Source organism: Armatimonadota bacterium, assembly GCA_031081675.1.
Classification (GTDB): domain Bacteria; phylum Sysuimicrobiota; class Sysuimicrobiia; order Sysuimicrobiales; family Kaftiobacteriaceae; genus Calidihabitans; species Calidihabitans tengchongensis.
On the sequence record JAVHLZ010000009.1, the window covers coordinates 35,402 to 55,319 of the forward strand.

The following is a 19,918-nucleotide window of genomic DNA, read 5'->3' on the forward strand; positions in this document are numbered from 1 at the left end:
GGTGCGTGAACGCGGTCATGCCGGCGCTTGCGGACGTTCTGCAGATCGGCGCGGTGGCGGCGGGCGTGGACGTCGGCCGGGCCGCCATCAAGATCGCCGAGATCCGGCGGACCGCGCGCGGGGTGGAACTCCACCGCGCGGCAGTGGCGCCCACCCCGCCGGGAGCCGTGGCGGGGGGCGTGATCCTGGACCCTGCCGCCGTCGGATCCGCCGTGGACGCCCTGCGGCGGCGCACGGGGATCCGCTCGCGCCGCGCCGTGGTGGCGGTGACCGGCCAGAACGTCCTGGCCCGGGTCCTGCGCCTGCCACCCATTCCCGAGGAGGAAGTACGGCAGGCCATCCGCTGGGAGGCCGAGCGCCACCTGCCGATCCCCGTGGACGAGGCCGTCACCGACGTCCAGGCGGTGGGCGAGGTCACCGAGGACGGCCAGCGCCGCCTGGAGGTGCTGCTGGCCGCCGCGCCCGAGTCGGTCGTCCTCGCCCACGTCCAGGCGGTGGAGCGCGCCCGCATGACGGTGGAGGCGGTGGAGGTGGGCGCGCTGGCCATGGTGCGCGGGCTGGGCCACACCGACACCCGGGGCACGCGGGCCCTGGTCAACCTGGGCGCGTCGACCACCGACGTGGCCGTGGTCCGCGACGGCGTGCCCCAGTTCACCCGTACGATCCCGGCCGGGCTGGAGACGGCGGCCGCAGCCGTGGGCCGCCTGGCCGGTGTGGACGCCGCCGCCGCGCAGCAGGTTCTGGCGCGCTACGGGCTGGGGTGGGACGAAAGCCTCCCCGAGCTGCCGCCGGGCACGTACGCCACCGAGGTCACCGCGGCCCTGGAGGAGGTGGTGACCCAGCTGCGGCGCACCCTGGACTTCGTCCGCGCCCAGTTCGCCGGGGTCACGGTGTCCGAGATCGTCCTGTGCGGCGGGGGCGCCCGGCTGCGCCACATGGACCGCCACCTGACCGCCGAACTGGACCTGCCGGTCACCGTCGGCGTCCCCCCGGTCCGGGCGCGCGCCGGCCGGCGGGGAGAACAGCACGACGCCATCTCCCCCCAGCTGGCCGTGGCGGTCGGGCTGGCGCTGCGGACGGTGGGGTGACAGGCCTGCCGATGGAGGGCGCGCGGCGGGGTCGCCACATGTCGCGGGCGGGCGCCAGGGTGTCTTGAGGTGCGCATCGTCCTGAACCTGCTTCCGCCTTCGGTGGTCCAGCGCCGGCGCCGGGCCGCGCGCCGGCGGGTGCTGATCGGCCTGCCGCTGATCGGCGCCGCGGCGGCCGCCGGGGCGTGGGCGGTGATCCAGGTGTCGCTGCACCAGGCCCGGGCGGCGGTGGAGGACGTCGGCCGGCAGCTGCAGGTCGTCCAGCCCATTGCGGTGGAGGTCCTGCGCCTGCAGGCGGAGATCGCCGACCTCGAGGAGCGCCGCCGCGCGCTGGCGGCCCTGGCCGGCCAGCAGGTTCCCCGTACTCCCGTGCTCGACGAGATCAGCCGGACCATCCCGCACGACGCCTGGTTGCAGTCCCTGACCATCGACGGGCAGACGGTGTCCCTGGGGGGCCAGTCGCTCACGCTGCGGTCGGTGGCGGAGTTCGCCTCCTCCCTGGAGGCCTCGCCGGTGTTCTCCGGAGTGCGGGTGGCGAGCCTCCAGCAGGTCTCCACCGCCCCGCGCCCCGTCGTCCAGTTCCGCATCGACGCCCGGCTGGAGGGCCGCGCCCCGTGAGCCCCCTGCGGCCACGGGAACGGACGCTGCTGGGCGCGGGCGCGGCGGTGCTGGCCGGGGTGCTCCTGGGTGGCCTGCTGTACCTGCCCGCCCTGCTGGACCTGACCGCCGCCCGGCGGGAGGTCGTACGGAAGAGCGCGGAGCTGCGCCGCGCGACCGCCCTGGCACAGCAGCGCCCGGAGGTGGAGAGTCGGTACGCCGCCGAACGGCGGGCCGCCGAGCAGCTGCTCACCCGCATCCCGCGCGAGCCCGACCTGCCCGACCTGATCGTGCGCCTGGACGGGGCGCTGAGCGGAAGCGGTGTCGAGCTGATGGAGGTCACGTTTCCCCCCGAGACGTCTTCCCCGGCCTCCCCGGCCGAACCCGCCCCGGTGAGCGCCCTGCCGGTGCAGATCCGGGTGCGGGGACGCTATCCCCAGGTGCGCGCCCTGGTGGAGGCCATCGAGCGGTCCCCGCGCCTGCTGGTCATCGACCGCGTGATGGTGACCGGGGCCGAGGCAGGCGTCGTCGCCGAACTGCAGATGCGCGCACTGTACAGGCGGTGAGACTGTCGGGAGGGGGGACCGGGGAACAGGGAAGAAGGGGGCGCGGGAATGCGGGGAGCGAACGTGGGAGACGAGGAGTGAGCCGGTGGGTGCGGGTGGGTCTGCTGGCGCTGGGGGCAGCGCTCCTGGCCGCCTTCCTGGCGTCGGTGGATTACCCCGCCGCCCGCGCGGCCCTGGAGGGGGTGGATCCGGCACGGGCCGCCGTGGCCCTCGTCCTGCTGGCGGCCAACGTCGCCGTCAAGGCCGTCCGCTGGCGCCTGATGGCCGCGCGTCTGACCGGCCGCCGGCTGCCCCTGCCGGCCGCCGCCGCCGCGGTCCTGGCCGGCGTCGCGTCGGCCAGCGTGAGCCCCGCCCGCGGGCTGGACCTGGCCAAGCCTTTGCTGTTGCACGGCAGCCACGGGGTTCCCATGGCCTCCACGACCGCGGCGGTGGTGGTGGAGCGGCTGCTGGATGGCGCCGCCCTGGCGGTCGTCTTCGGCCTCTCCCTGGCGGTGGCGCCCCCGGGAGGCCGGCCGGACGTCATCCCGGTCCTGGCGGCCATCGCCGCGCTGGCGGCGGCGGCGGGCGGGCTGCTGTGGCGTCCCCGGTTCCTGATCGAACCGGCCCAGGCGCTGGCCCGGCGGCTGCCGGCACCGCGGCGGGAGGAGGTCGCGGCGTCGCTGGACCGCTTCGCCCGCGGCCTGGACGACTGGCGGCGCAGCGGCCTGATGGCGCCGCTGCTGGCGCTGTCGGTGGTCGCGGCGGGCCTGGAGGTGGCGCGCCTGCACAGCGTGCTGGCGGCCGTCCACCGCCCGGCCGGGCCGACCCAGGTCGCCCTGGCATTCAGCGCGGCCAACCTGGTGGCAGCGCTGAGTTTCATCCCGGGAGGCCTGGGGGTGACCGAACTGTCCCTGGCCCACCTGCTCCAGAGGCTGAGCCCGGGGCCCGACGCCTCGGCCGCCGTCCTGCTGGACCGGACGCTGTCGTACTACCTGGTGGTGGCCGCCGGAGCCGTCGTCCTGCTCCTGGCCGCGCGCCGCGCGCCGCCGGCAGGTGAGGACACCCGGAGCCGCCGAATGCCGTACGGGACGTCCCGGAGCGTGATCCGGTGATCACCGAAAGCCCCGAAGCCCGGCGCGAACGACAGGCCTGTCCGGTGTGCCGGTGCCCGCAGCGGCGCATGATCGAGCGGATGCGCCAGATCAGCCGGGTGCCCTACCGGGACATCCTGGCGACCCTGGACCCGGCGGCCGGGATTTCGCTGCGCTCTCTCATCCGCCATTTCACCCGGGGCCACACCGAGTTCGCGCCCGTCGAGGACCTGCCGCTGCCGTCCTGGCTGCTGGAGGATGAGACCGAGCTGGACCGGTACATGCGGGAGGCGGGGTTCTGCCGTACCATCGAGGATCTCTGCCCCCACGTGCCGCCGGGTGTCATCTCCACCTGCGAGCGGATCGGACACGCCGAGTGCGCCCGCTTCCGGCTCTACACCTTCCGGGAGCGCCTGCTGGATGCCGAGGGCCGGGCCGGCCCGCCATCACCCGAGGCCAGCCGCCCGACCGAAGCCGTGTCCCTCACCGAGCCCCTGACGGTCCATCAGGCCGTGGAAGTGGAGAGCCTCGCCGGCACCCAGGGCGGCGTCTTCGCCAGCACCGTGCTGGCCATCGAACCCGACGCGATCCGCATCGCCCTCCCCACGCGGCTGACGGAAACCCTCAGCCTCACCCCGGGAGACCGGCTGGCCGTCCACTATCAGGGGCGGATTTCCAAGTACGCCTTCGAGACCACCGTGCGGGCGGTCCGGGGGCGGGAGGTGGACCTGGCCGCGCCCGCCTCGGTGGGCATCGCCTCCCGCCGCAGTCCCCGGGTGCGGCTGCGGGACTCGGCGGTGCGCGTGATCCGGGTGGAGCAGGGCGGCCGGGAAGTGGCCGGAGTGGCCCTGGACGCCAGCCTCCAGGGGGTGCGGGTGCAGGCGGCAGCCGACCTGGTGCTGTGGGAGCGGGTGAGGGTCATCGTGTCTCTCCCCGATGGCCCCCTCGCCGCCGACGGAGAGGTCGTCCGGGTGGAACCCTCCGGGGCGGACCAGCGGGCATACGGAATTTACTTCATCGGCCTGGGGGCCGACAGCCTGGCCCGGCTGCGGCGGCTGGGAGGCTGAGAGGGACATGCGTCTGCAGCCCCTGGTGGCGGTTCTGGCGTTGATCGGCCTGTTCAGCGTGTCGGTGCTGGCCGGCTATCTGGCCGGAACGGCCTTCCTGACCCCGCCTGCCCCTGCGCCGGCGCGGGGGACTCCTCCGTCCGCCGCACCACCGGCCGCCCCGTCTCCTCCCAGCCCGGAGGTCGGCCCGCCGGCCCCTCCCCAGGCCACTCCCCGCCCGGCCCCCGCCGCCCCGCCGCCTCCCCCCGCTCCGGCCTCCCCGCCGGCCGGCGGAGCCCTGTACCGCGTCCAGGTGGGAGCGTTCCTGTCGCGGGCCAACGCCGATGCGCGCGCCGAGGCACTGCGGCAGCTGGGATTCGAGGCGTACGTCACGGCCTCCGGCGGGCTGTACCGGGTCCAGGTGGGGGCGTTTGCCCGGCGGGAAAACGCCGAGCGGCTGGCCGAGCAGCTGCGCGCGGCCGGGTACGAGGTGCTCATCGTCCGCTGAGCGCGAGGGCGCGGACGCGGCCGCGCGAACAGCGGAATCCCCCGGGGGGTCCACAGGCAGGCGGACGGAATGCGCCTGCCCGTCCCCGCGTCCCGGGACTTCGGTGCCCGCATCGTCCGCCCCAGGCGGGTGATCCTCTGGCGCGCCGCGAAAGAACCAGCGACGACGTACCCGGGGGAGGAGCCCATGCCGTACCAGCACATCGAGGTATCCACAGACGGCCCGGTGGCCACGGTGGCCCTCAATCGCCCGCAGGTGCTCAACGCCCTCAACCAGGCCACCATGGACGAACTGGTGGACGCCCTGGAGGCGCTGGACAGGGACGAGGCCATCCGGTGCATCGTGCTCACCGGGCGCGGGCGGGCGTTCGCCGCCGGAGCCGACATCACGGAGTTTGCCGGGGCCACCGCCGTCGGGATGCTGGCGGGCTACCGGTTCCAGCAGTGGGAGCGCATCGCCCGGCTGCGCACGCCGCTGATCGCGGCGGTGCACGGGTACGCCCTGGGGGGCGGCTGCGAGCTGGCCATGCTGTGCGACATGATCGTGGCGGCCGAGGACGCGCAGTTCGGCCAGCCCGAGATCTCCCTGGGCCTGATGCCCGGGGCGGGGGGGACCCAGCGGCTCACCCGCGCCGTCGGGAAGGCCCGCGCCATGGAACTCATCCTCACCGGCCGGAGATTTTCGGCCCGACAGGCGGAAGCCTGGGGGCTGGTGACCCGCGTGGTGCCGCCGGAGGCGGTCCTGGACGAGGCCCTCCGGCTGGCCCGCGAGATCGCCGCGCGCCCCCCGGTGGCGGTCCGGCTGGCCAAGCAGGCGGTGCTGCGGGCCTTCGACACGCACCTGGAGGCGGGGCTGGACTACGAGCGCCAGTGCTTCTACCTGCTGTTCGCCACCGACGACGCGGCCGAGGGCGTCCGGGCGTTCCTGGAAAAACGACCCCCTCGCTTCACCGGCAGGTAGGCGCGGGCGGTTACCGCCGCGGCAGAGGGGCAGCTGGCCGCGGAGGGCGCCACCGCTCTGACGACGACGCCAGGGACGCCTGCACCAGCGGAGGTCCCTCTCGCGTCGCGCGGGTGGCGGGCCCGGCATCCACGGCCACGGTCCGCGCGCGGGAGAAGTCGGCCCGCACCGGGACCAGCGTCACCGGATCGGGGGCTGGCACGAACGCGGCCACCGGTTGCGGCGGGCCTCCGTCGGTCAACCACACGCGGTAGACCCGCCCCGCGCCGGGCTCTCCCAGCCGGACCACCACCAGGACCCCCCGCCGGCGCGCCGGATCGTACACCAACCTTACACGGGCTCCCCGCCGGCCCTGCAGGCTCACCACGCGGGCCGACCGGCTGGCCAGCACCGCCAGGGCCTCTGCGGACGGCCCCAGGCTGTCCTGGAGGGCCGCGCTGCGCCTGTACGCCGCCGCGGTCTGCGCCGCGACGATCATAAGACCCGCGGCGAAGACCATCACGGCGCTCAGGGCCCACCTCGATGGCCCGGTGCGCCGCAGTCCCCCGGGGCCTGCGCGTGTCGTGGGCACGATGGGATCAGGGCGTCGCGGTGTGCGTGCGACTCCCCTCCTGAGATGTACCCCCGGTAGTTGACTGTTCGACCTCGAACAGTGGTAAAGTCTGCTATGGGCGAACGTTTGTTCGCATTATGGTGCTGGATACCCGGATAGGACTGCCGGATCTCCCCGTCAGCGGCCCTGCGGTGTTCGCCGGAGACGACGCCTGCCTGACCGTGGGTCTCCTGGTGAGCCTGGGGGCGGTGCGGGAGGGGCGCCCGCTGCTGGTGGTGGACGGCGCCAACGCATTCGACCCGTTCCTGGTCGCCGATCTGGCGCGCCGGGGTGGCCTGCGGCCCCGGGCGCTGCTGGACCGCATCCGCCTCTCGCGGGTGTTCACCTGTCACCAGCTGGAGGCGCTGCTGCGGGGACGGCTCCTGGCTGCCGCCTCGCGGTGGGAGGCGGGAGCGGTGTACGTCTCCGGCCCGCTGGACCCGCTGCTGGACGAGGAGGTGCCGGTCGGCGAAGCCCGGCGGATCTTCCGCCTGATCCCGCCCACGGTGCGACAACTGCAGGGCGCAGGCTACCGGGTGGTGATTGCCTGCCCGCCGCCTCAGGCCGTCCCCGGCCGGGAGGAGTTCTTCCCGGCGCTGTGCCGGGAGGCCGGGTGGGTGTTCACCGTCGCCCGCCTGCCGGATGCCGGGGATCCCGGAGCCGTCCGCATCACCTGCACGGCGCCCCGCCCGGCCGCGTGGACGTGGGAACCCCGCATCGGGTTGATCACGCCCCGGCGGTGGTGGTGAGGAGGCGGGAGTGCGGGAGGGGAGAACACGGGAGCGCGCATCGGATGGACACCACGAGAGATGGGGAGGGATCCGATGGGACGGACGATCCAGACCATGACACAGCTGGTGGCCCAGGAGGAAGCCGCCTGGGCGCCGTTCCGGCGCGCGCTGCGCGCGGAGGACCGCGAGATCTTCGACCGGCTGTTTGCCGCCGCGCGGCACCACTCGGCGCCCGCCCACTATGCCTCCCACGCCACGCCCTTTGACGCCATGCTGGTGGCCATGATCCTGGAGACGATGAAGGCCGTCGAGCAGGTGCGGCGGGACCTGGAACGGATGAAGGGCGAGGGCGGGGCTGCGGCGGGAGGGTGGAACGCTGAAGCGTTGGAACGTTGAAGCGCGTTCCCCCCAGGCGGACCCGGGCCGTTCGGAGAATCCCGGACCCCGGCATCTCGAGGGCTGGCTCTTCGACGTCTACCCCGACGCCTGGGGGATGGTGGTGTGGCTGCTGGAGACCTCCGGCCGCGCCCACCGCCTGCGCTATCCCTACGCGCCCACCCTGTACATGGCCGGATCCCGCCAGGCCCTCCGGGCGGCCCGCCGGGTGCTGGACCGCCTGGCCGCGCCGGTGACCTGCACGCCGGTTCTTCGCCGGGACCTGCGCAGCGGGGATGAGGTCCCCGTGGTGGCGGTCACCGTGGGGTCACCCCTGGCGTATCCGGCGGCGGCGCGGATGCTGAGCCGCGTGCCCGGCCTGACCGTGTACACCTGCGACATCCCCACTCCCCGGCTGTTCTTCTACGAGACCGGCCTGTTCCCGCTGGCCCGGTGCGCGGTGGCCTGTCGGGGAGACGTGATCCAGGAGGTGGACCTGCGCTCGCGCATCGAGGACCTGGAATACGACCTCCCGCCGCTGACCGTCCTGCGGATCCGCCCGGATCCGGACGGCCTGCCCGACGATCCCGACCTGCCGGTGCCCCACCCGGGCCACGGCCGGCCGGGGCGGCTGGAGGTCAGCGTGGACGGGGAGACCGTCGTGCTGGACGGCGACGACCCCGCCGACCTGGTCCGCAGCCTCCAGCGGATGCTGCAGCGGTACGACCCCGACATCATCCTGACCGAGTGGGGGGACGCGGTCCTGCTGCCGGGCCTGCTGCGCGAGGCGGCCCGGACCGGCCAGGACCTGGGCCTCAACCGCGACCCCGGCCGCCCCCTGCGGATCCGCCGCCCGCGCTCGTACGTGACCTACGGCCAGGTCGTCCACCAGGCCGGTGCGCGGCTGCTGGCCGGACGCTGGCACCTGGACCTGCGCAACTCCTTCATCTACGCCGAATCGGAACTGGCGGGGGTGCTGGAGGTGGCGCGGCTGTCCTGCATCCCGGTGCAGGATCTGGCCCGCACCTCCACCGGCACCGCCATCAGCTCCATGCAGCTGCGCCGGGCGGTGCAGGACGGCATCCTGGTCCCCTGGCAGAAGAGCGAGCCCGAAGAGTTCAAGACGGCCAGCCAGCTGCTCCTGACCGACAAGGGCGGGCTGACCTACCAGCCCCTGGTGGGACTGTACGAGCAGGTGGGCGAACTGGACTTCTCCTCCATGTACCCCACCCTGATGGCCACCTACAACATCTCGCCCGAGACCGTGGGGTGCGGGTGCTGTCCGGAGTCCCGGGTGCCGGAGATCGGCGTGACCGTGTGCCGGCGGCGGCGCGGGCTGGTGCCCCAGGTGCTCGACCACCTGCTGGCCCGGCGGGCGTACTACAAGCGCCGCCGGCGGGAGACCGCGGGTAGCCAGCGCGCCCTGTACGACCAGCGGCAGACGGCCCTCAAGTGGTGCCTGGTGACGTCGTTCGGCTACCTCGGGTACCGCAACGCCCGCTTCGGGCGCATCGAGGCGCACGAGGCGGTCACCGCCTACGCCCGGGAGATGCTGCTGCGGGCCAAAGAGACGGCCGAATCCCGCGGCTTCCGGATGCTGCACGCCCTGGTGGACTCCCTGTGGCTGTACCGCCCCGGCGCCACCCCTGCCGACTACGAGGACCTGGCGCAGGCCGTCAGCCGGGCCACGGGGCTGCCCATCGCCGTGGAGGGCGTGTACCGGTGGGTGGCCTTCCTGCCCTCCCGGACCCATCCCGGGGTGGGGGTGCCCAACCGCTACCTGGGCGTGTTCACCGACGGCACCACCAAAGTCCGCGGCATCGAGGCGCGCCGGTCGGACATGCCGGCCCTGGTGGTCCGCACCCAGGAGCGGATGCTGCGGCGCCTGTTCCGCTGTCCCACCCTGGCCGACGCCCGGGCGGCCCTGCCGGAGGTCCTGGCGGTGCTGGAGGACGCCCTGCTGCGGGTGCGGGCCGGCGAGGTGACGGCCGCCGACCTGGTGATCACTACCCGCCTGTCCCAGGAGGTGAGCCGGTACCGCCACAACACGGCACAGGCCCTGGCCGCCCGCGCCCTGGCCCGGGCGGGGGTCCGGGTGAGTCCGGGCGAGCCGGTGCAGTACATCCTCGTCGATGCCGGCGCGCGGGTGCCCCGGGACCGCGTGCGCCCCTACGGGCTGCGGGGAGACGACTGGCACTACGACCGGGAGGCCTACGCCACCCTGCTGCTGCGGGCGGCCGCCACGGTCCTGGAACCGTTCGGATACGGCGAGGACCGCCTGCGGCGCGAGGTGTGGGAGCCGATCAGCGCGCCTGCTCCAGCAGCGTGGCGATCTCCCGGGCGTTGCGGGCGGACTGGCCCCGGTAGTGGTTGTTGAACATCAGGTACAGCCGATCCAGCTTCGGCGAAATCTCCCGCACCCGCTGCGCCCACGGCCGCAGCTCGTCGAGGGTGTAACAGTAGTCGTAGACCCGGCTGGTCGGCGCGCGGCGCTCCAGCATGGCCGGGTTGCGGCCGTGAAACCGCACCACGCTCCAGGACGTGGTCAGCTCCACGTCGGGGGGAGGCAGGTAGGCCCGCTGGACCATGTCCGGGACCACGTAGGCATAGCCCCGCCGCCGCAGGTAGTCCAGGAACCGCGAGCGGGCGGGCTCCGCCAGCCAGCTGCGGTGCCGGATCTCCACCGCCACCGGCCACCGGCGCAGGTAGGGCTCCCAGCGATCCAGGTGCTCCAGGATCTCGGGGCTGAAGCCGGCGCCTTTGGGGAACTGGAACAGGACGTAGCCCAGCCGGCCCGACCGCGCCAACGGCTCCAGGAACGCCGCGTAGTAATCCCAGCAGGCGATGAGCACTTCCTCGGGCAGGTCGCGGGGGCTCACCGACTCCGCCGACCGCGTGGACGCCGGCAGCAGCGCGGCGATCTCCCGGGGAAGGCGCCGGGGGTCGGTGCCGTGGCCGGTGAACAGGGCAAAGGCCTTGGTGGTGAAGACAAACCCCGGCGGCGTCCACTCCACCCACTGGGCCGCCCGCTCCCGCGGCTGCAGCGCGTGGTAGGTGGCATCCACCTCGACCACCGGGAAGACGGTGGCGTAGTACTGCAGCCGCCGGCGCGGGTCTGTGCCCACCCCCGGCGGATAGAACTGGCCTTCCCGGACGAAGTGCGGGTCGGCCCACGAGCAGGTGCCCACGTACACGCGGCACGAGCCGACGTGGAGCGGGCGCGCCGCCGGGGCCAGGTCCAGGGAGGTCTGATCGCCCGACGCCGGTGCCATCTCGTCGCCTCCCACTTTCTCAGCGTATCATGAAGACCGTCTGCCTGTCGCGGACCACTCGTTCGCCTGTGCCGGCAGGCCGTGTCGAGGCGGATGCGGTGGATCCCGGAGATCGCGCAGATTGCGTAGATCGAGCGGACCGAGCAGATCGCGTGGATCTCCTCGCGTTGACACCCCCGCGGGCCCTCCCTATAATGATGCGGGCTTGCGACCACCTTCCCGTCTGGTGACCCCGGCGTGAGATCTCGCCTGTGGCTGCGGTGGCTGTTCGTCGGCGCGCTGGCGCTGGCCGCGTGTCAGGTGGCCTTCCAGCCGGTGCGCCTGGTGCGGTGGACCCCCCAGTGGCAGCCGCCGCGCCTGCGGGTGACCCTGGGCCTGGACCTGCAGGGCGGCAGCTACCTGGTCCTGGAGGCCCAGGACACCCCGCGCACGCCCGCCACCCCGGAGGCCGTGGACGCGGTGATGAGCGTCATCGCCAACCGCATTGACCAGCTGGGGGTGGTGGAGCCCACCGTGCAGCGCCAGGGAGCCCGCCGCATCATCGTGGAGCTGCCGGGCATTCAGGACCCCGAGCGCGCCATCGAGCTGATCGGCAAGACCGCGCTGCTGGAGTTCGTGGACACCGGCACCACCCAGCTGCCCGAGGGGGCCCGGTGGTCCGCCGACGGCAAGACCGTCACCCTGCCCGCGCCCGGCGCGCAGCCCCTGGCGCTGGAGAAGAAGGTGATCCTGACCGGCGCCGACCTGGCCGACGCCCAGGCCGGCTTTGACCAGACCACGGGCGAGCCGATCGTCAACTTCCAGTTCAAAGGCCAGGGCGCCAAGACCTTTGAGGAGTTCACCGCCGCCCACATCGGCCAGTTCCTCACCATCGTCCTGGACAACGAGGTGATCTCCTCCCCGGTCATCCGCGACCGCATCACCGGCGGCCGCGGCCAGATCAGCGGCGGGTTCCGGGACCTCACCGAAGCCCGGGACCTGGCCGTGCTGCTGCGGGGAGGAGCCCTCCCGCTGCCGGTGGAGGTGGTCGAGCGCCGGTCGGTGGGGCCCACCCTGGGCCGGGACTCCCTGGAGCGCAGCCTGCGGGCCGGTGCGGTGGCCCTGGCCATGGTCTCCACCTTCATGGTCCTCCTCTACCGCCTGCCGGGCCTGCTGGCCACAGTCGCCCTGGGCCTGTACGGCCTCCTGCTGCTGGCGGCCCTGGTGGCGTTGGGAGCCACCCTCACGCTGCCGGGGATCGCCGGATTCATCCTGTCGGTGGGGATGGCCATCGACGCCAACGTCCTGATTTACGAGCGGGTGAAGGAGGAACTCCGTGCCGGCAAGTCGGTGGGCAGCGCCATCGCGTCCGGCTGGAGCCGCGCTCTGTCGGCCATCCTGGACAGCAACGTCACCACCCTCCTGGGCGGCGCCGTCCTGTTCCTGCTGGGCACGGGGCCCATCAAGGGGTTCGCGGTGACGCTGGTCCTCGGCGTCGCCATCAGCATGCTCACCGCCGTGGTGATCACCCGCGTCTTCGTGGACAGCGCCGCCGGCGTCCTGCGGGCCCCCCGGCTGGGGTTCGGGCGCTAGCATGGAGACGCGGTCCTGGGACATCATCGGCCGCCGGCGGTGGGGGTACGCCCTGTCGCTGCTGATCATCCTGCCGGGCCTGGTGGCCCTGCTGACCCGGGGCCTCAACCTCGGCATCGACTTCACCGGGGGGACGCTGCTGGACGTCCGCCTGGGGCGGGACGCCCCGCTGGCGGAGGTCCGGACCACCCTGCAGGCCTTCGGCCTGGCCGACGCGATCATCCAGAAGTCGCCCGACCGCCCCCGGCAGGTCCTCATCCGGACGCCTCCCCTGGACGAGGCCACCACCGCCCGAGTGACGGCCACCCTGGCCCGGCACTTCGGGGGGGCGGAGGTCCTCCTGGCCGAGCGGGTCGGCCCCACGGTGGGCCGGGAGCTGCGCACCCGGGCCATGGTGGCCGTGGTGCTGGGGTTGCTGCTGCAGGTGGTGTACATCAGCTGGCGGTTCCGCTCGGTCCGCTTTGCCGTGACGGCGGACATCGCCCTGGTCCACGACCTCCTCGTGGTCGTGGGCCTGTACGCGCTGCTGGGCATCCAGGTGGACAGCTCGTTCGTGGCGGTGCTGCTCACGGTGGTCGGCTACTCCATCAACGACACCGTGGTCATCTTCGACCGGATTCGGGAGAGCCAGGCGGCCTTCCGCGGCCGCACCCCCTTCGACCGGCTCGTCAACCGCAGCATCCTCGAAGTGCTGGTGCGCTCCCTGACCACGGGGCTGGGAGCGCTGATGGCCATCGGGGCCATCTACTTCCTGGGCGGGGTCACGCTGCGGGACTTCGCCTTCGGCCTGGGGGTGGGGGTCCTGACCGGCACCTACTCCTCGATCTTCGTGGCCTCGCCCCTGCTGGTGGAGTGGGAGCGGTGGACGGCCCGGGCCCGCGGGCCCCAGCCGGCCGCCGCCGCCCGCCCGGCGGGGACCAAGAGGATATCCCCGTCCGGGTCGAAAAGGACACTTCCATGATCGTCGTCGGCCTGCTGCTGGCCGCCGCATTCGCGGTGTTCGTCTGGCAGAACCGGACGCCGGTGACCGTCGCCTTCCTGTCCTGGCGCTACGACACCACCCTCGGCATCGCCGTGGTGGCGGCGCTGGCTGCGGGAGCGCTGGCGATGTACCTGGTGGCCCTGGTCCGCGAACAGCGGCTGCGGGCGCTCCTGCGCACCGCCGAGTCCCGCACCCGGGCGGCGGAGTCGCGGCTGCGGGAGGTGGAGCGACAGCGGGAGGCCGCCGAGGACCAGACCTGACCGGACGCGTCCGGGTCGTCCGTCGGACCCGGCGGCGCCGCCCCGTTCGCCGGTGAGTTCGCTCATCCCTCCCGGCACCGTTCTCCGGGACGGCCCACCCGCGCGGTGGGTCGTCCTCCCGCCTGCCCCGCAGGCGGATGACCTGGCGCGGGCGCTGGGCCTCCACCCGGTGGCCGCGCGCATCCTCTGCGCCCGCGGCCAGGCGGCTCCCGCCCAGGCCCGGCGGTTCCTGGACTGCCCCCTGGACGACCTGGAGGATCCCGAGCGCATCGTGGACATTCCCCGCGCGGCCGACCGCCTGGCGGCGGCGGTGCGACGCGGGGAGCCGATCGCCGTCTACGGCGACTACGACGCCGACGGGGTCTGCGGGACGGCCATCCTCCTGCGGGGCCTGGCGCAGGTGGGCGCGGCGGTGCGCTTTCTCATCCCCCACCGGCTGCGGGACGGCTACGGAGTGCGCGACGCGCTCCTTCTTGCCCTGGCAGACGACGGCCACCGCCTGGTGGTGACCGTAGACTGCGGCGTCACCGCCGTGGACGAGGTGGCCCGGGCCGTCTCCCGGGGGCAGGAGGTCATCGTCGTGGACCACCACCAGCCCGGACACCGCCTCCCGGCGGCTGCGGCGGTGGTGGACCCCTGGAGGGCCGACGCGCCGGGTTCCTTCCGGGAGTACGCGGCCGCGGGGTTGGCCTTCCAGCTCCTGCGGGCAGTCCGCCGCCGGCTGGGGGTGCCGGACCTGCCGGCCGACGTGCTGGACCTGGCCGCGGTGGGCACGATCGCCGACGTGGTGCCCCTCCGCGGACCCAACCGCATCCTGGCCCGGTGGGGGTTGCACAGACTGTCCACCGGACCGTGCGCCGGCCTGGCCGCCCTGGCGGCCGCGGCCGGACTGACGGGGGAGATCACCGCGCGCCACGTGGGATTCATCCTGGCCCCGCGGCTGAACGCGGCAGGGCGTCTGGCCGACGCCGCAGCCGCGGTGCGGCTGCTGACCACCGAGGATCCGGCGGAGGCCGGCGCGCTGGCCGGCCAGCTGGACGCCCTCAACCAGCAGCGCCGGGCCCTGTGCGACCAGATCCTGGACCAGGCCCTCCAGCAGGTGGCCGCCGGAGGCCTGGAGCGGGCGCCGGCCGTGGTGGTGGCCGGAGAGGGGTGGCATCCCGGCGTCCTCGGCATCGTCGCGGGCCAGCTCTGTGAGCGTTACTACCGGCCGGCGGTGGTCCTGACCATCCAGGAAGGCCGGGCCCGGGGGTCGGCCCGCAGCATTCCGGCGCTCCACCTGGTCCAGGCGCTGGCCGACTGCGCCGACGTGCTGGAACGATACGGGGGACACGCCCAGGCCGCCGGGGTGGAGGTGCGGGCCGACCGGATCGAGGAGTTCGCCCGGCGCTTCACCGGAGCGGTGGCGGCCCGCCTCCGGCCCGACGACCTGGTCCCCACTCTGACCATCGACGCCGAGATCCGTCTGTCCGACCTCACCCTCGAGCTGGCCGAACAGCTGCGGCGGATGGAGCCGTTCGGCGCGGGCAACCCGGAACCCATCCTGGCCTGCCGGGGGTTGGTGGCCCTCGCCACCCGGGCGGTCGGCGACGGCCAGCACCTGCGCCTGGGCGTCACCGACGGCCTGTCCTACGCCGAGGCGGTGGGGTTCCACATGGGCGACGCCTCCGAGGTGCTGGCGTTCACCCGCGCCACGGTGGACCTGGCGGGCGCCCTCGCCGTGGACCCCTGGACCGATCCGCCGCGGCCGCACCTGGTGGTGCGGGACCTGGTGGCCCCCGGCCTGGATCTGGACGAGGTGCTCAGCGACGGGCGGCTGCTCCTGGAGAGGCTGTTCGCCCGCGCCGCCGACTACCTCGCCGACGACGCCCGGGCCGTGGAGCAGGCGGAGGCATTCTTCACCAAGGTGGTGGGGGTCACGTTCGAGGGCCGCCAGCAGGTGGTGGCAGGTCTGCGGCCCGGGGACGCGCTGCGCCTGCGCCGGGAGCCGCGCAACCCCCACGACCCCCATGCCGTGCAGGTGCTGACCGCGTCCGGAGTCCCCGTCGGCTACCTCAGCGCCCGCCTGGCCGGCCGGATCGCGCCGTCGCTGGACGCCGGCGTCCGCTACGCCGTCACCGTCGCCCAGGTCACCGGCGGCGGGGACCGCCCTCACGGCCTGAACATCTCCGTGCACAGGCAGGACGACGCCGGGGACCTCGGGCCCCGGCGGGTCGCCTGTGCGGGAGACCCCCCGCACGCGCTGGTGGACCGCCTCCGCCCGCACCTTTTGGGGGACCGGCCGCTGCGGGACGTCCAGCGACGCGTTGTGGACCTGCTGCTGTCGGGGCGCCCGGTGGCGGGAGTCGTGGGGCCGGCCGCCGAGCGGCGGGCGGTGATGGGGGTCGCCGGGGCGTGCTGGGCGGCGGCCGGATGCGGCCTGGCGGTGCTGGCGGTACCGCTCGCCAGCCAGGTGGACCGGTGGTACGAGCGCCTGGCGCCCCGCCTGCGGAGGCTGGGCATCTCCTGCGCGCGCGCCCACGGAGCCCTGGGGTGGCGGGCGCGGCAGCGGCTGGCCGGCGTGGCCCGCGAGGGACCGGCCGTCGTCCTGTGCAGCCTGGAGTATCTGCGCGCCACCCTCGCGGGCGAGGCGGAGGTGGAGCTGCGCCCGTCTTTGCTTGTGGTGGATTGCGAACCTACAATAGACGGTACTACGCTGGATCTGGACGCGGCGGGCGGGCCCGCAGCGGTCCTGGGAGGCCGGGCGGACGCGGTCCGCCGGTGGATGCGGGCGGCCGAGGTCGTCCGGGACGAGGCCGTGCGGCCGCAGCTGGGGCTGGTGGACCGCCGCGGGATCGCCGCCGCAGAGCGGGAGGAGATGATCGCCCGGATCGCCGGGCGAGGGGAGAAGACTGTGGTGTACGTGGGCACGCGGCCGCAGGCGGTGGAGCTGGCGCGGCGCCTGCGGGAGGCCGCCGGCGGGCAGGTGGCTTACTATCACGATGGCCTGCCGCTGCGGGTGCGGGAGGTGATCGAGCAGCTGCTCGCCGACGGCAAGATCCGGACCCTGGTGGCCGCCGACCTGCCGGGCGCCGTCCCTGTGGACCTCCGCCAGATGGTGGTGGCGGGAATCCCGGCGCACCGGGCAGACCTGGTGGACCTGATCGCCGCCGCCGGGAGGGACGGGCGGCAGGCCGCGGTGACGCTGGCCTGCCGGCGGGAGGACGTCGGCGACCTGCGGGCCGCTGTCTCCGCCCGGCACCCGGCCCGGGACGTCCTGGCTGCCCTGTACCGGGCGGTGCGGGCGCGTGCGGAGCGCGCGGGCGAGATGAGCTGGCCCGACGAGGGGCTGGCCGCCGACCTCCGCCAGGCGGGCATCGGCTCCCGGACGGCCTCCGTCGGCCTGGAGATCCTGGCCGAAGCCGGGGTCCTGACCCGCGAGTACGACGGGGAGCGGTGGCGGATCTCGCTGGTCCCGGGGGGGCGGCGCGAGCTGGCCACATCGCTGCGCTACGCCGAAGGGCGCCGCGAGGAGGCGGCGGCCGCCGACGTGGCCCGGTGGGCGTTCGGGCCGCTGGTGGACATTCTGACGGAGGCGGCCGGGCCGGCGGACGGAGGCATCCCGCGGTGAAGTGGCTGCAGGCCCGACAGTCGGGCGTGTTTGCGGACCTGCCGGCGGACGTCCAGCAGCTGCTGGCCCGCCTGCGGGAGCAGTTCCCGCGGGCCGACCTGGACGTGGTACGGGCAGCCTACCTGTTCGCCGAGCAGGCGCACCGGGCGCAGACCCGGGCATCGGGGGACCCCTACATCACCCACGCGGTGGCGGTGGCCTCCGTCCTGGTGGAGCTGCGCCTGGACCCGGTGACCGTGGCCGCGGGGCTGCTCCACGACGTGGCCGAGGACACGGGCGTGACCCTCCAGCAGGTGGAGGAGCACTTCGGTCCCGAGATCGCCGCGCTGGTGGACGGGGTCACCAAGCTGGGCCGCATCGAGTGGATGAGCCGGGAGCAGCGGCAGGCCGAAAGCCTGCGCAAGATGTTCCTGGCCATGGCCAGCGACATCCGCATCGTCCTCATCAAGCTGGCCGACCGCCTGCACAACATGCGCACTCTCCAGTACCTGCCCGAGTGGAAGCAGCGGCGCACCGCCCAGGAGACCCTGGACATCTACGCCCCCCTGGCCGAACGCCTGGGAATCGGCCGCATCCAGCGGGAGCTGGAGGACCTGGCGTTCGCGGTCCTGCAGCCCGACGCCTACCAGGAGATCCGCCGCCAGCTGGCCGAGGCCGAAAGCAGCCGTGCCCAGTTCCTGGAGCAGGTGGCCGACACCCTGCACCGGGAGCTGAACCGGGCCGGCGTCCGGGTGGCCCGGGACCGCATCACCGCCCGGCCCAAGCACGTGTACAGCATCTGGAAGAAGATGCAGCGGCCCAAGTACGCCGGCCAGCCGGTGGCCCGCATCTACGACCGGCTCGGGGTGCGGGTGATCCTGGACGACGTCAAGGACTGCTACGCGGCCCTGGGGGTGGTGCACTCGCTGTGGAAGCCCATCCCCGGGGAGTTCGACGACTACATCGCCAACCCCAAGACCAGCGGCTACCAGTCCCTGCACACCACCGTGCTCTACCAGGGCGAGCCCCTGGAGATCCAGATCCGGACCCTCCAGATGCACCGGGAGGCGGAACACGGCATCGCCGCCCACTGGAAGTACAAGGAAGGGCGGCCGGCCGAAAAGGAGTTCGAGCAGAAGCTGGCCTGGCTGCGCCAGCTGCTGGAGTGGCACGCGGAGCTGCAGGACGCCCGGGCGTTCGTGCGATCGGTGAAGATGGACCTCTTCCAGAACGAGGTGTTCGTCTTCACCCCCAAGGGCGACGTGATCGACCTGCCGGCGGGGGCCACCCCCGTGGACTTCGCCTACCGGATCCACACCGACGTGGGCCACCGGTGCGTGGGGGCGCGCGTCAACGGCCGGCTGGTCCCCCTGTCCCACCGGCTGCGCACCGGCGACATCGTCGAGATCCTCACCAGCAAGACCGAGGGCCGCCCCAGCCGCGACTGGCTGACATTCGTGGTCACCACCAACGCCCGCGCCAAGATCCGCCAGTGGTTCAAGAAGGAGGCCCGGGAGGAGAACATCCAGCGCGGGCGGGAGATGCTGGAGAAGGAGCTGCGCCGGCTGGGGCTGCTGGCCCAGCTGCGCCCCGAGCGCCTGCGGGAGGTCGCCCCGCGCCTGGGGCTGGCCGGCGACGAGGACCTGCTGGCGGCGCTGGGCAACGGCGACGTCTCCCTGCTGCAGGTGGTGCAGGCCCTGCGGCCGCCGGATGCTGCCCGGCCGGCCGAGGCGGGCGGCGAGCCGGCCCCCCTGCCGCCGCGGCCGGCGGCGCCGGGAGGGGTGCGCGTGCGCGGGGCGGACAACGTCCTCACCCGTCTGTCCCGCTGCTGCACCCCGCTGCCCGGCGACCGCATCATCGGCTATGTGACCCGGGGGCGGGGGGTGGCCATTCACCGCCAGGATTGCCCCAACGTCAAGGCGCTGGGCGCGCACCCGGAGCGCTTCCTGGAGGTGGAGTGGGAGTCCATCCCCGAGGGCAGCTACCCGGTGGAGATCGAGGTGGCGGCGTTTGACCGGGTGGGCCTGCTCAAGGACATCCTGGCCGCCATCGCCGACACCAAGACCAACGTGGTCTCGGTGAACGCCCGGGTGCGGCGGGACAAGATCGGCGTGATCAACGTGGTCCTGGACATCCGCAGCCTCGCCCAGCTGCACACGGTGATGGAGAAGGTGGGCCGGGTTCCCGAGGTGTACTCGGTGGAGCGGGTGCTGCACGGCTAGGCGGCCCCCCGGCCCCGCCGGGCCGGCGGCCAGCAGATCCCATGGCGTCCCGAACCGATCTGACCCGCCTGCTGGAGGTGCACCGGCGCGCCGTCAACGCCCGGGACCTGGAGGCGCTGATGGCGCTGTACGCCGAGGACGCCGTCCTGGAGTTTCCCGCCAGCCCCCGGGTGGAGGGCAAGGCCCAGATCCGCCGGGCGTACCAGTCGTTCTTCGACAACTGGGAGGAGACCAGCGCCTACCGGGTGGTGGTCATCCAGGGCAACACGGCGGCGGTGGAGGGGACCGTCACCGGGCGCCACAAGACCCTGCACCTGCGGATCCCCGGCCGGATTCCCACGGCGGCCCGCACCTACCGGCACGACTTCGCCATGTTCATCGACGTGCAGGACGGCAAGATCATCCGCCAGCGGGTCTACTTCGACGCCCGGGAGCTGGTGCGCCAGCTGCTGGGCCAGGACTGATCCCGGCAGGGCCGGCCCCGGCGA

At 73.8% G+C, this 19,918-nt stretch carries 17 protein-coding genes and 1 pseudogene; 16 read left to right on the forward strand and 2 right to left on the reverse strand.

What is annotated here, in order from left to right; genetic code table 11:
- Window positions 1-17: 17 nt before the first annotated feature.
- The 7 genes from pilM (at window position 18) to RB150_05005 (ending at window position 5,835) form a co-directional block, all read left to right on the forward strand.
- Entirely contained in the window at window positions 18-1,088 is a 1,071-nt protein-coding gene (pilM, locus tag RB150_04975) for a type IV pilus assembly protein PilM (GenBank protein MDQ7819886.1), read from the forward strand.
- A 69-nt stretch (window positions 1,089-1,157) separates the two neighbouring features.
- Entirely contained in the window at window positions 1,158-1,706 is a 549-nt protein-coding gene (locus tag RB150_04980; GenBank protein ID MDQ7819887.1) for a PilN domain-containing protein, read from the forward strand.
- Window positions 1,703-2,251, forward strand: a complete 549-nt coding sequence (gene pilO, locus RB150_04985; GenBank protein MDQ7819888.1) for a type 4a pilus biogenesis protein PilO — start codon at window positions 1,703-1,705, stop codon at window positions 2,249-2,251. The genes RB150_04980 and pilO overlap by 4 nt, the downstream gene beginning before the upstream one ends.
- 77 nt (window positions 2,252-2,328) lie before the next feature.
- Window positions 2,329-3,342, forward strand: coding sequence for a lysylphosphatidylglycerol synthase transmembrane domain-containing protein (locus tag RB150_04990; protein ID MDQ7819889.1), 1,014 nt, complete (start codon window positions 2,329-2,331; stop codon window positions 3,340-3,342).
- A complete protein-coding gene (locus RB150_04995) occupies window positions 3,339-4,388 on the forward strand; it encodes a flagellar brake protein (GenBank protein ID MDQ7819890.1) in 1,050 nt (349 codons plus the stop codon). The genes RB150_04990 and RB150_04995 overlap by 4 nt, the downstream gene beginning before the upstream one ends.
- A 7-nt stretch (window positions 4,389-4,395) precedes the next feature.
- The gene (locus tag RB150_05000) at window positions 4,396-4,875 is read left to right on the forward strand and encodes an SPOR domain-containing protein (GenBank protein ID MDQ7819891.1); all 480 of its coding nucleotides are present in this window, start codon (window positions 4,396-4,398) and stop codon (window positions 4,873-4,875) included.
- A 186-nt stretch (window positions 4,876-5,061) separates the two neighbouring features.
- On the forward strand, window positions 5,062-5,835 hold the full coding sequence (locus RB150_05005; protein MDQ7819892.1) for an enoyl-CoA hydratase-related protein: 774 nt from the start codon (window positions 5,062-5,064) through the stop codon (window positions 5,833-5,835).
- A 10-nt stretch (window positions 5,836-5,845) separates the two neighbouring features.
- On the opposite strand, the pseudogene RB150_05010 reads toward RB150_05005, so the two are convergent.
- Window positions 5,846-6,427 (reverse strand): annotated as a pseudogene (locus RB150_05010) (anti-sigma factor).
- A 98-nt stretch (window positions 6,428-6,525) separates the two neighbouring features.
- On the opposite strand from RB150_05010, the gene RB150_05015 reads away from it, so the two are divergent.
- The 3 genes from RB150_05015 (at window position 6,526) to RB150_05025 (ending at window position 9,910) form a co-directional block, all read left to right on the forward strand.
- Window positions 6,526-7,176 (forward strand): hypothetical protein, encoded by a 651-nt coding sequence (locus tag RB150_05015; protein ID MDQ7819893.1) that lies wholly within the window; start codon window positions 6,526-6,528, stop codon window positions 7,174-7,176.
- Window positions 7,177-7,251: 75 nt separating this feature from the next.
- Complete coding sequence (locus RB150_05020) at window positions 7,252-7,554, forward strand: hypothetical protein (GenBank protein ID MDQ7819894.1); 303 nt, start codon at window positions 7,252-7,254, stop codon at window positions 7,552-7,554.
- A gap of 97 nt (window positions 7,555-7,651) precedes the next feature.
- Entirely contained in the window at window positions 7,652-9,910 is a 2,259-nt protein-coding gene (locus tag RB150_05025; GenBank protein MDQ7819895.1) for a DNA polymerase domain-containing protein, read from the forward strand.
- Here the strand turns inward: RB150_05025 and RB150_05030 are convergent.
- Entirely contained in the window at window positions 9,837-10,805 is a 969-nt protein-coding gene (locus RB150_05030) for a DUF72 domain-containing protein (GenBank protein ID MDQ7819896.1), read from the reverse strand. The genes RB150_05025 and RB150_05030 overlap by 74 nt on opposite strands.
- A 237-nt stretch (window positions 10,806-11,042) precedes the next feature.
- Between RB150_05030 and secD the strand changes: the two genes are divergently transcribed.
- The 6 genes from secD to RB150_05060 are packed head-to-tail and all read left to right on the forward strand — an operon-like array spanning window position 11,043 to window position 19,894.
- Window positions 11,043-12,377 (forward strand): protein translocase subunit SecD, encoded by a 1,335-nt coding sequence (gene secD / locus RB150_05035; GenBank protein ID MDQ7819897.1) that lies wholly within the window; start codon window positions 11,043-11,045, stop codon window positions 12,375-12,377.
- Between the two features lies 1 nt (window position 12,378).
- Window positions 12,379-13,338 carry a protein translocase subunit SecF gene (gene secF, locus RB150_05040; GenBank protein MDQ7819898.1) on the forward strand — a complete coding sequence of 320 codons (960 nt, stop codon included), beginning with the start codon at window positions 12,379-12,381 and terminating at the stop codon, window positions 13,336-13,338.
- Window positions 13,335-13,619 carry a lipopolysaccharide assembly protein LapA domain-containing protein gene (locus RB150_05045; GenBank protein ID MDQ7819899.1) on the forward strand — a complete coding sequence of 95 codons (285 nt, stop codon included), beginning with the start codon at window positions 13,335-13,337 and terminating at the stop codon, window positions 13,617-13,619. Before secF ends, RB150_05045 begins: the two co-directional genes overlap by 4 nt.
- A gap of 52 nt (window positions 13,620-13,671) precedes the next feature.
- On the forward strand, window positions 13,672-17,229 hold the full coding sequence (gene recJ, locus RB150_05050; protein MDQ7819900.1) for a single-stranded-DNA-specific exonuclease RecJ: 3,558 nt from the start codon (window positions 13,672-13,674) through the stop codon (window positions 17,227-17,229).
- On the forward strand, window positions 17,226-19,430 hold the full coding sequence (locus tag RB150_05055; protein ID MDQ7819901.1) for a bifunctional (p)ppGpp synthetase/guanosine-3',5'-bis(diphosphate) 3'-pyrophosphohydrolase: 2,205 nt from the start codon (window positions 17,226-17,228) through the stop codon (window positions 19,428-19,430). The genes recJ and RB150_05055 overlap by 4 nt, the downstream gene beginning before the upstream one ends.
- A 41-nt stretch (window positions 19,431-19,471) precedes the next feature.
- On the forward strand, window positions 19,472-19,894 hold the full coding sequence (locus tag RB150_05060; GenBank protein MDQ7819902.1) for a nuclear transport factor 2 family protein: 423 nt from the start codon (window positions 19,472-19,474) through the stop codon (window positions 19,892-19,894).
- Window positions 19,895-19,918: the final 24 nt, after the last annotated feature.

Excerpts from the sequence above, each read along its gene's own strand:
- RB150_05015 (MDQ7819893.1), top strand. The coding sequence starts at position 6,526 with ATGGTGCTGGATACCCGGATAGGACTGCCGGATCTCCCCGTCAGCGGC.
- RB150_05025 (MDQ7819895.1), top strand. The coding sequence starts at position 7,652 with ATGGTGGTGTGGCTGCTGGAGACCTCCGGCCGCGCCCACCGCCTGCGC.
- pilM (MDQ7819886.1), top strand. The coding sequence starts at position 18 with ATGCCGGCGCTTGCGGACGTTCTGCAGATCGGCGCGGTGGCGGCGGGC.
- RB150_05045 (MDQ7819899.1), top strand. The coding sequence starts at position 13,335 with ATGATCGTCGTCGGCCTGCTGCTGGCCGCCGCATTCGCGGTGTTCGTC.
- RB150_05005 (MDQ7819892.1), top strand. The coding sequence starts at position 5,062 with ATGCCGTACCAGCACATCGAGGTATCCACAGACGGCCCGGTGGCCACG.
- RB150_05000 (MDQ7819891.1), top strand. The coding sequence starts at position 4,396 with ATGCGTCTGCAGCCCCTGGTGGCGGTTCTGGCGTTGATCGGCCTGTTC.
- RB150_05060 (MDQ7819902.1), top strand. The coding sequence starts at position 19,472 with ATGGCGTCCCGAACCGATCTGACCCGCCTGCTGGAGGTGCACCGGCGC.
- secF (MDQ7819898.1), top strand. The coding sequence starts at position 12,379 with ATGGAGACGCGGTCCTGGGACATCATCGGCCGCCGGCGGTGGGGGTAC.
- RB150_05030 (MDQ7819896.1), bottom strand. The coding sequence starts at position 10,805 with ATGGCACCGGCGTCGGGCGATCAGACCTCCCTGGACCTGGCCCCGGCG.
- RB150_05020 (MDQ7819894.1), top strand. The coding sequence starts at position 7,252 with ATGGGACGGACGATCCAGACCATGACACAGCTGGTGGCCCAGGAGGAA.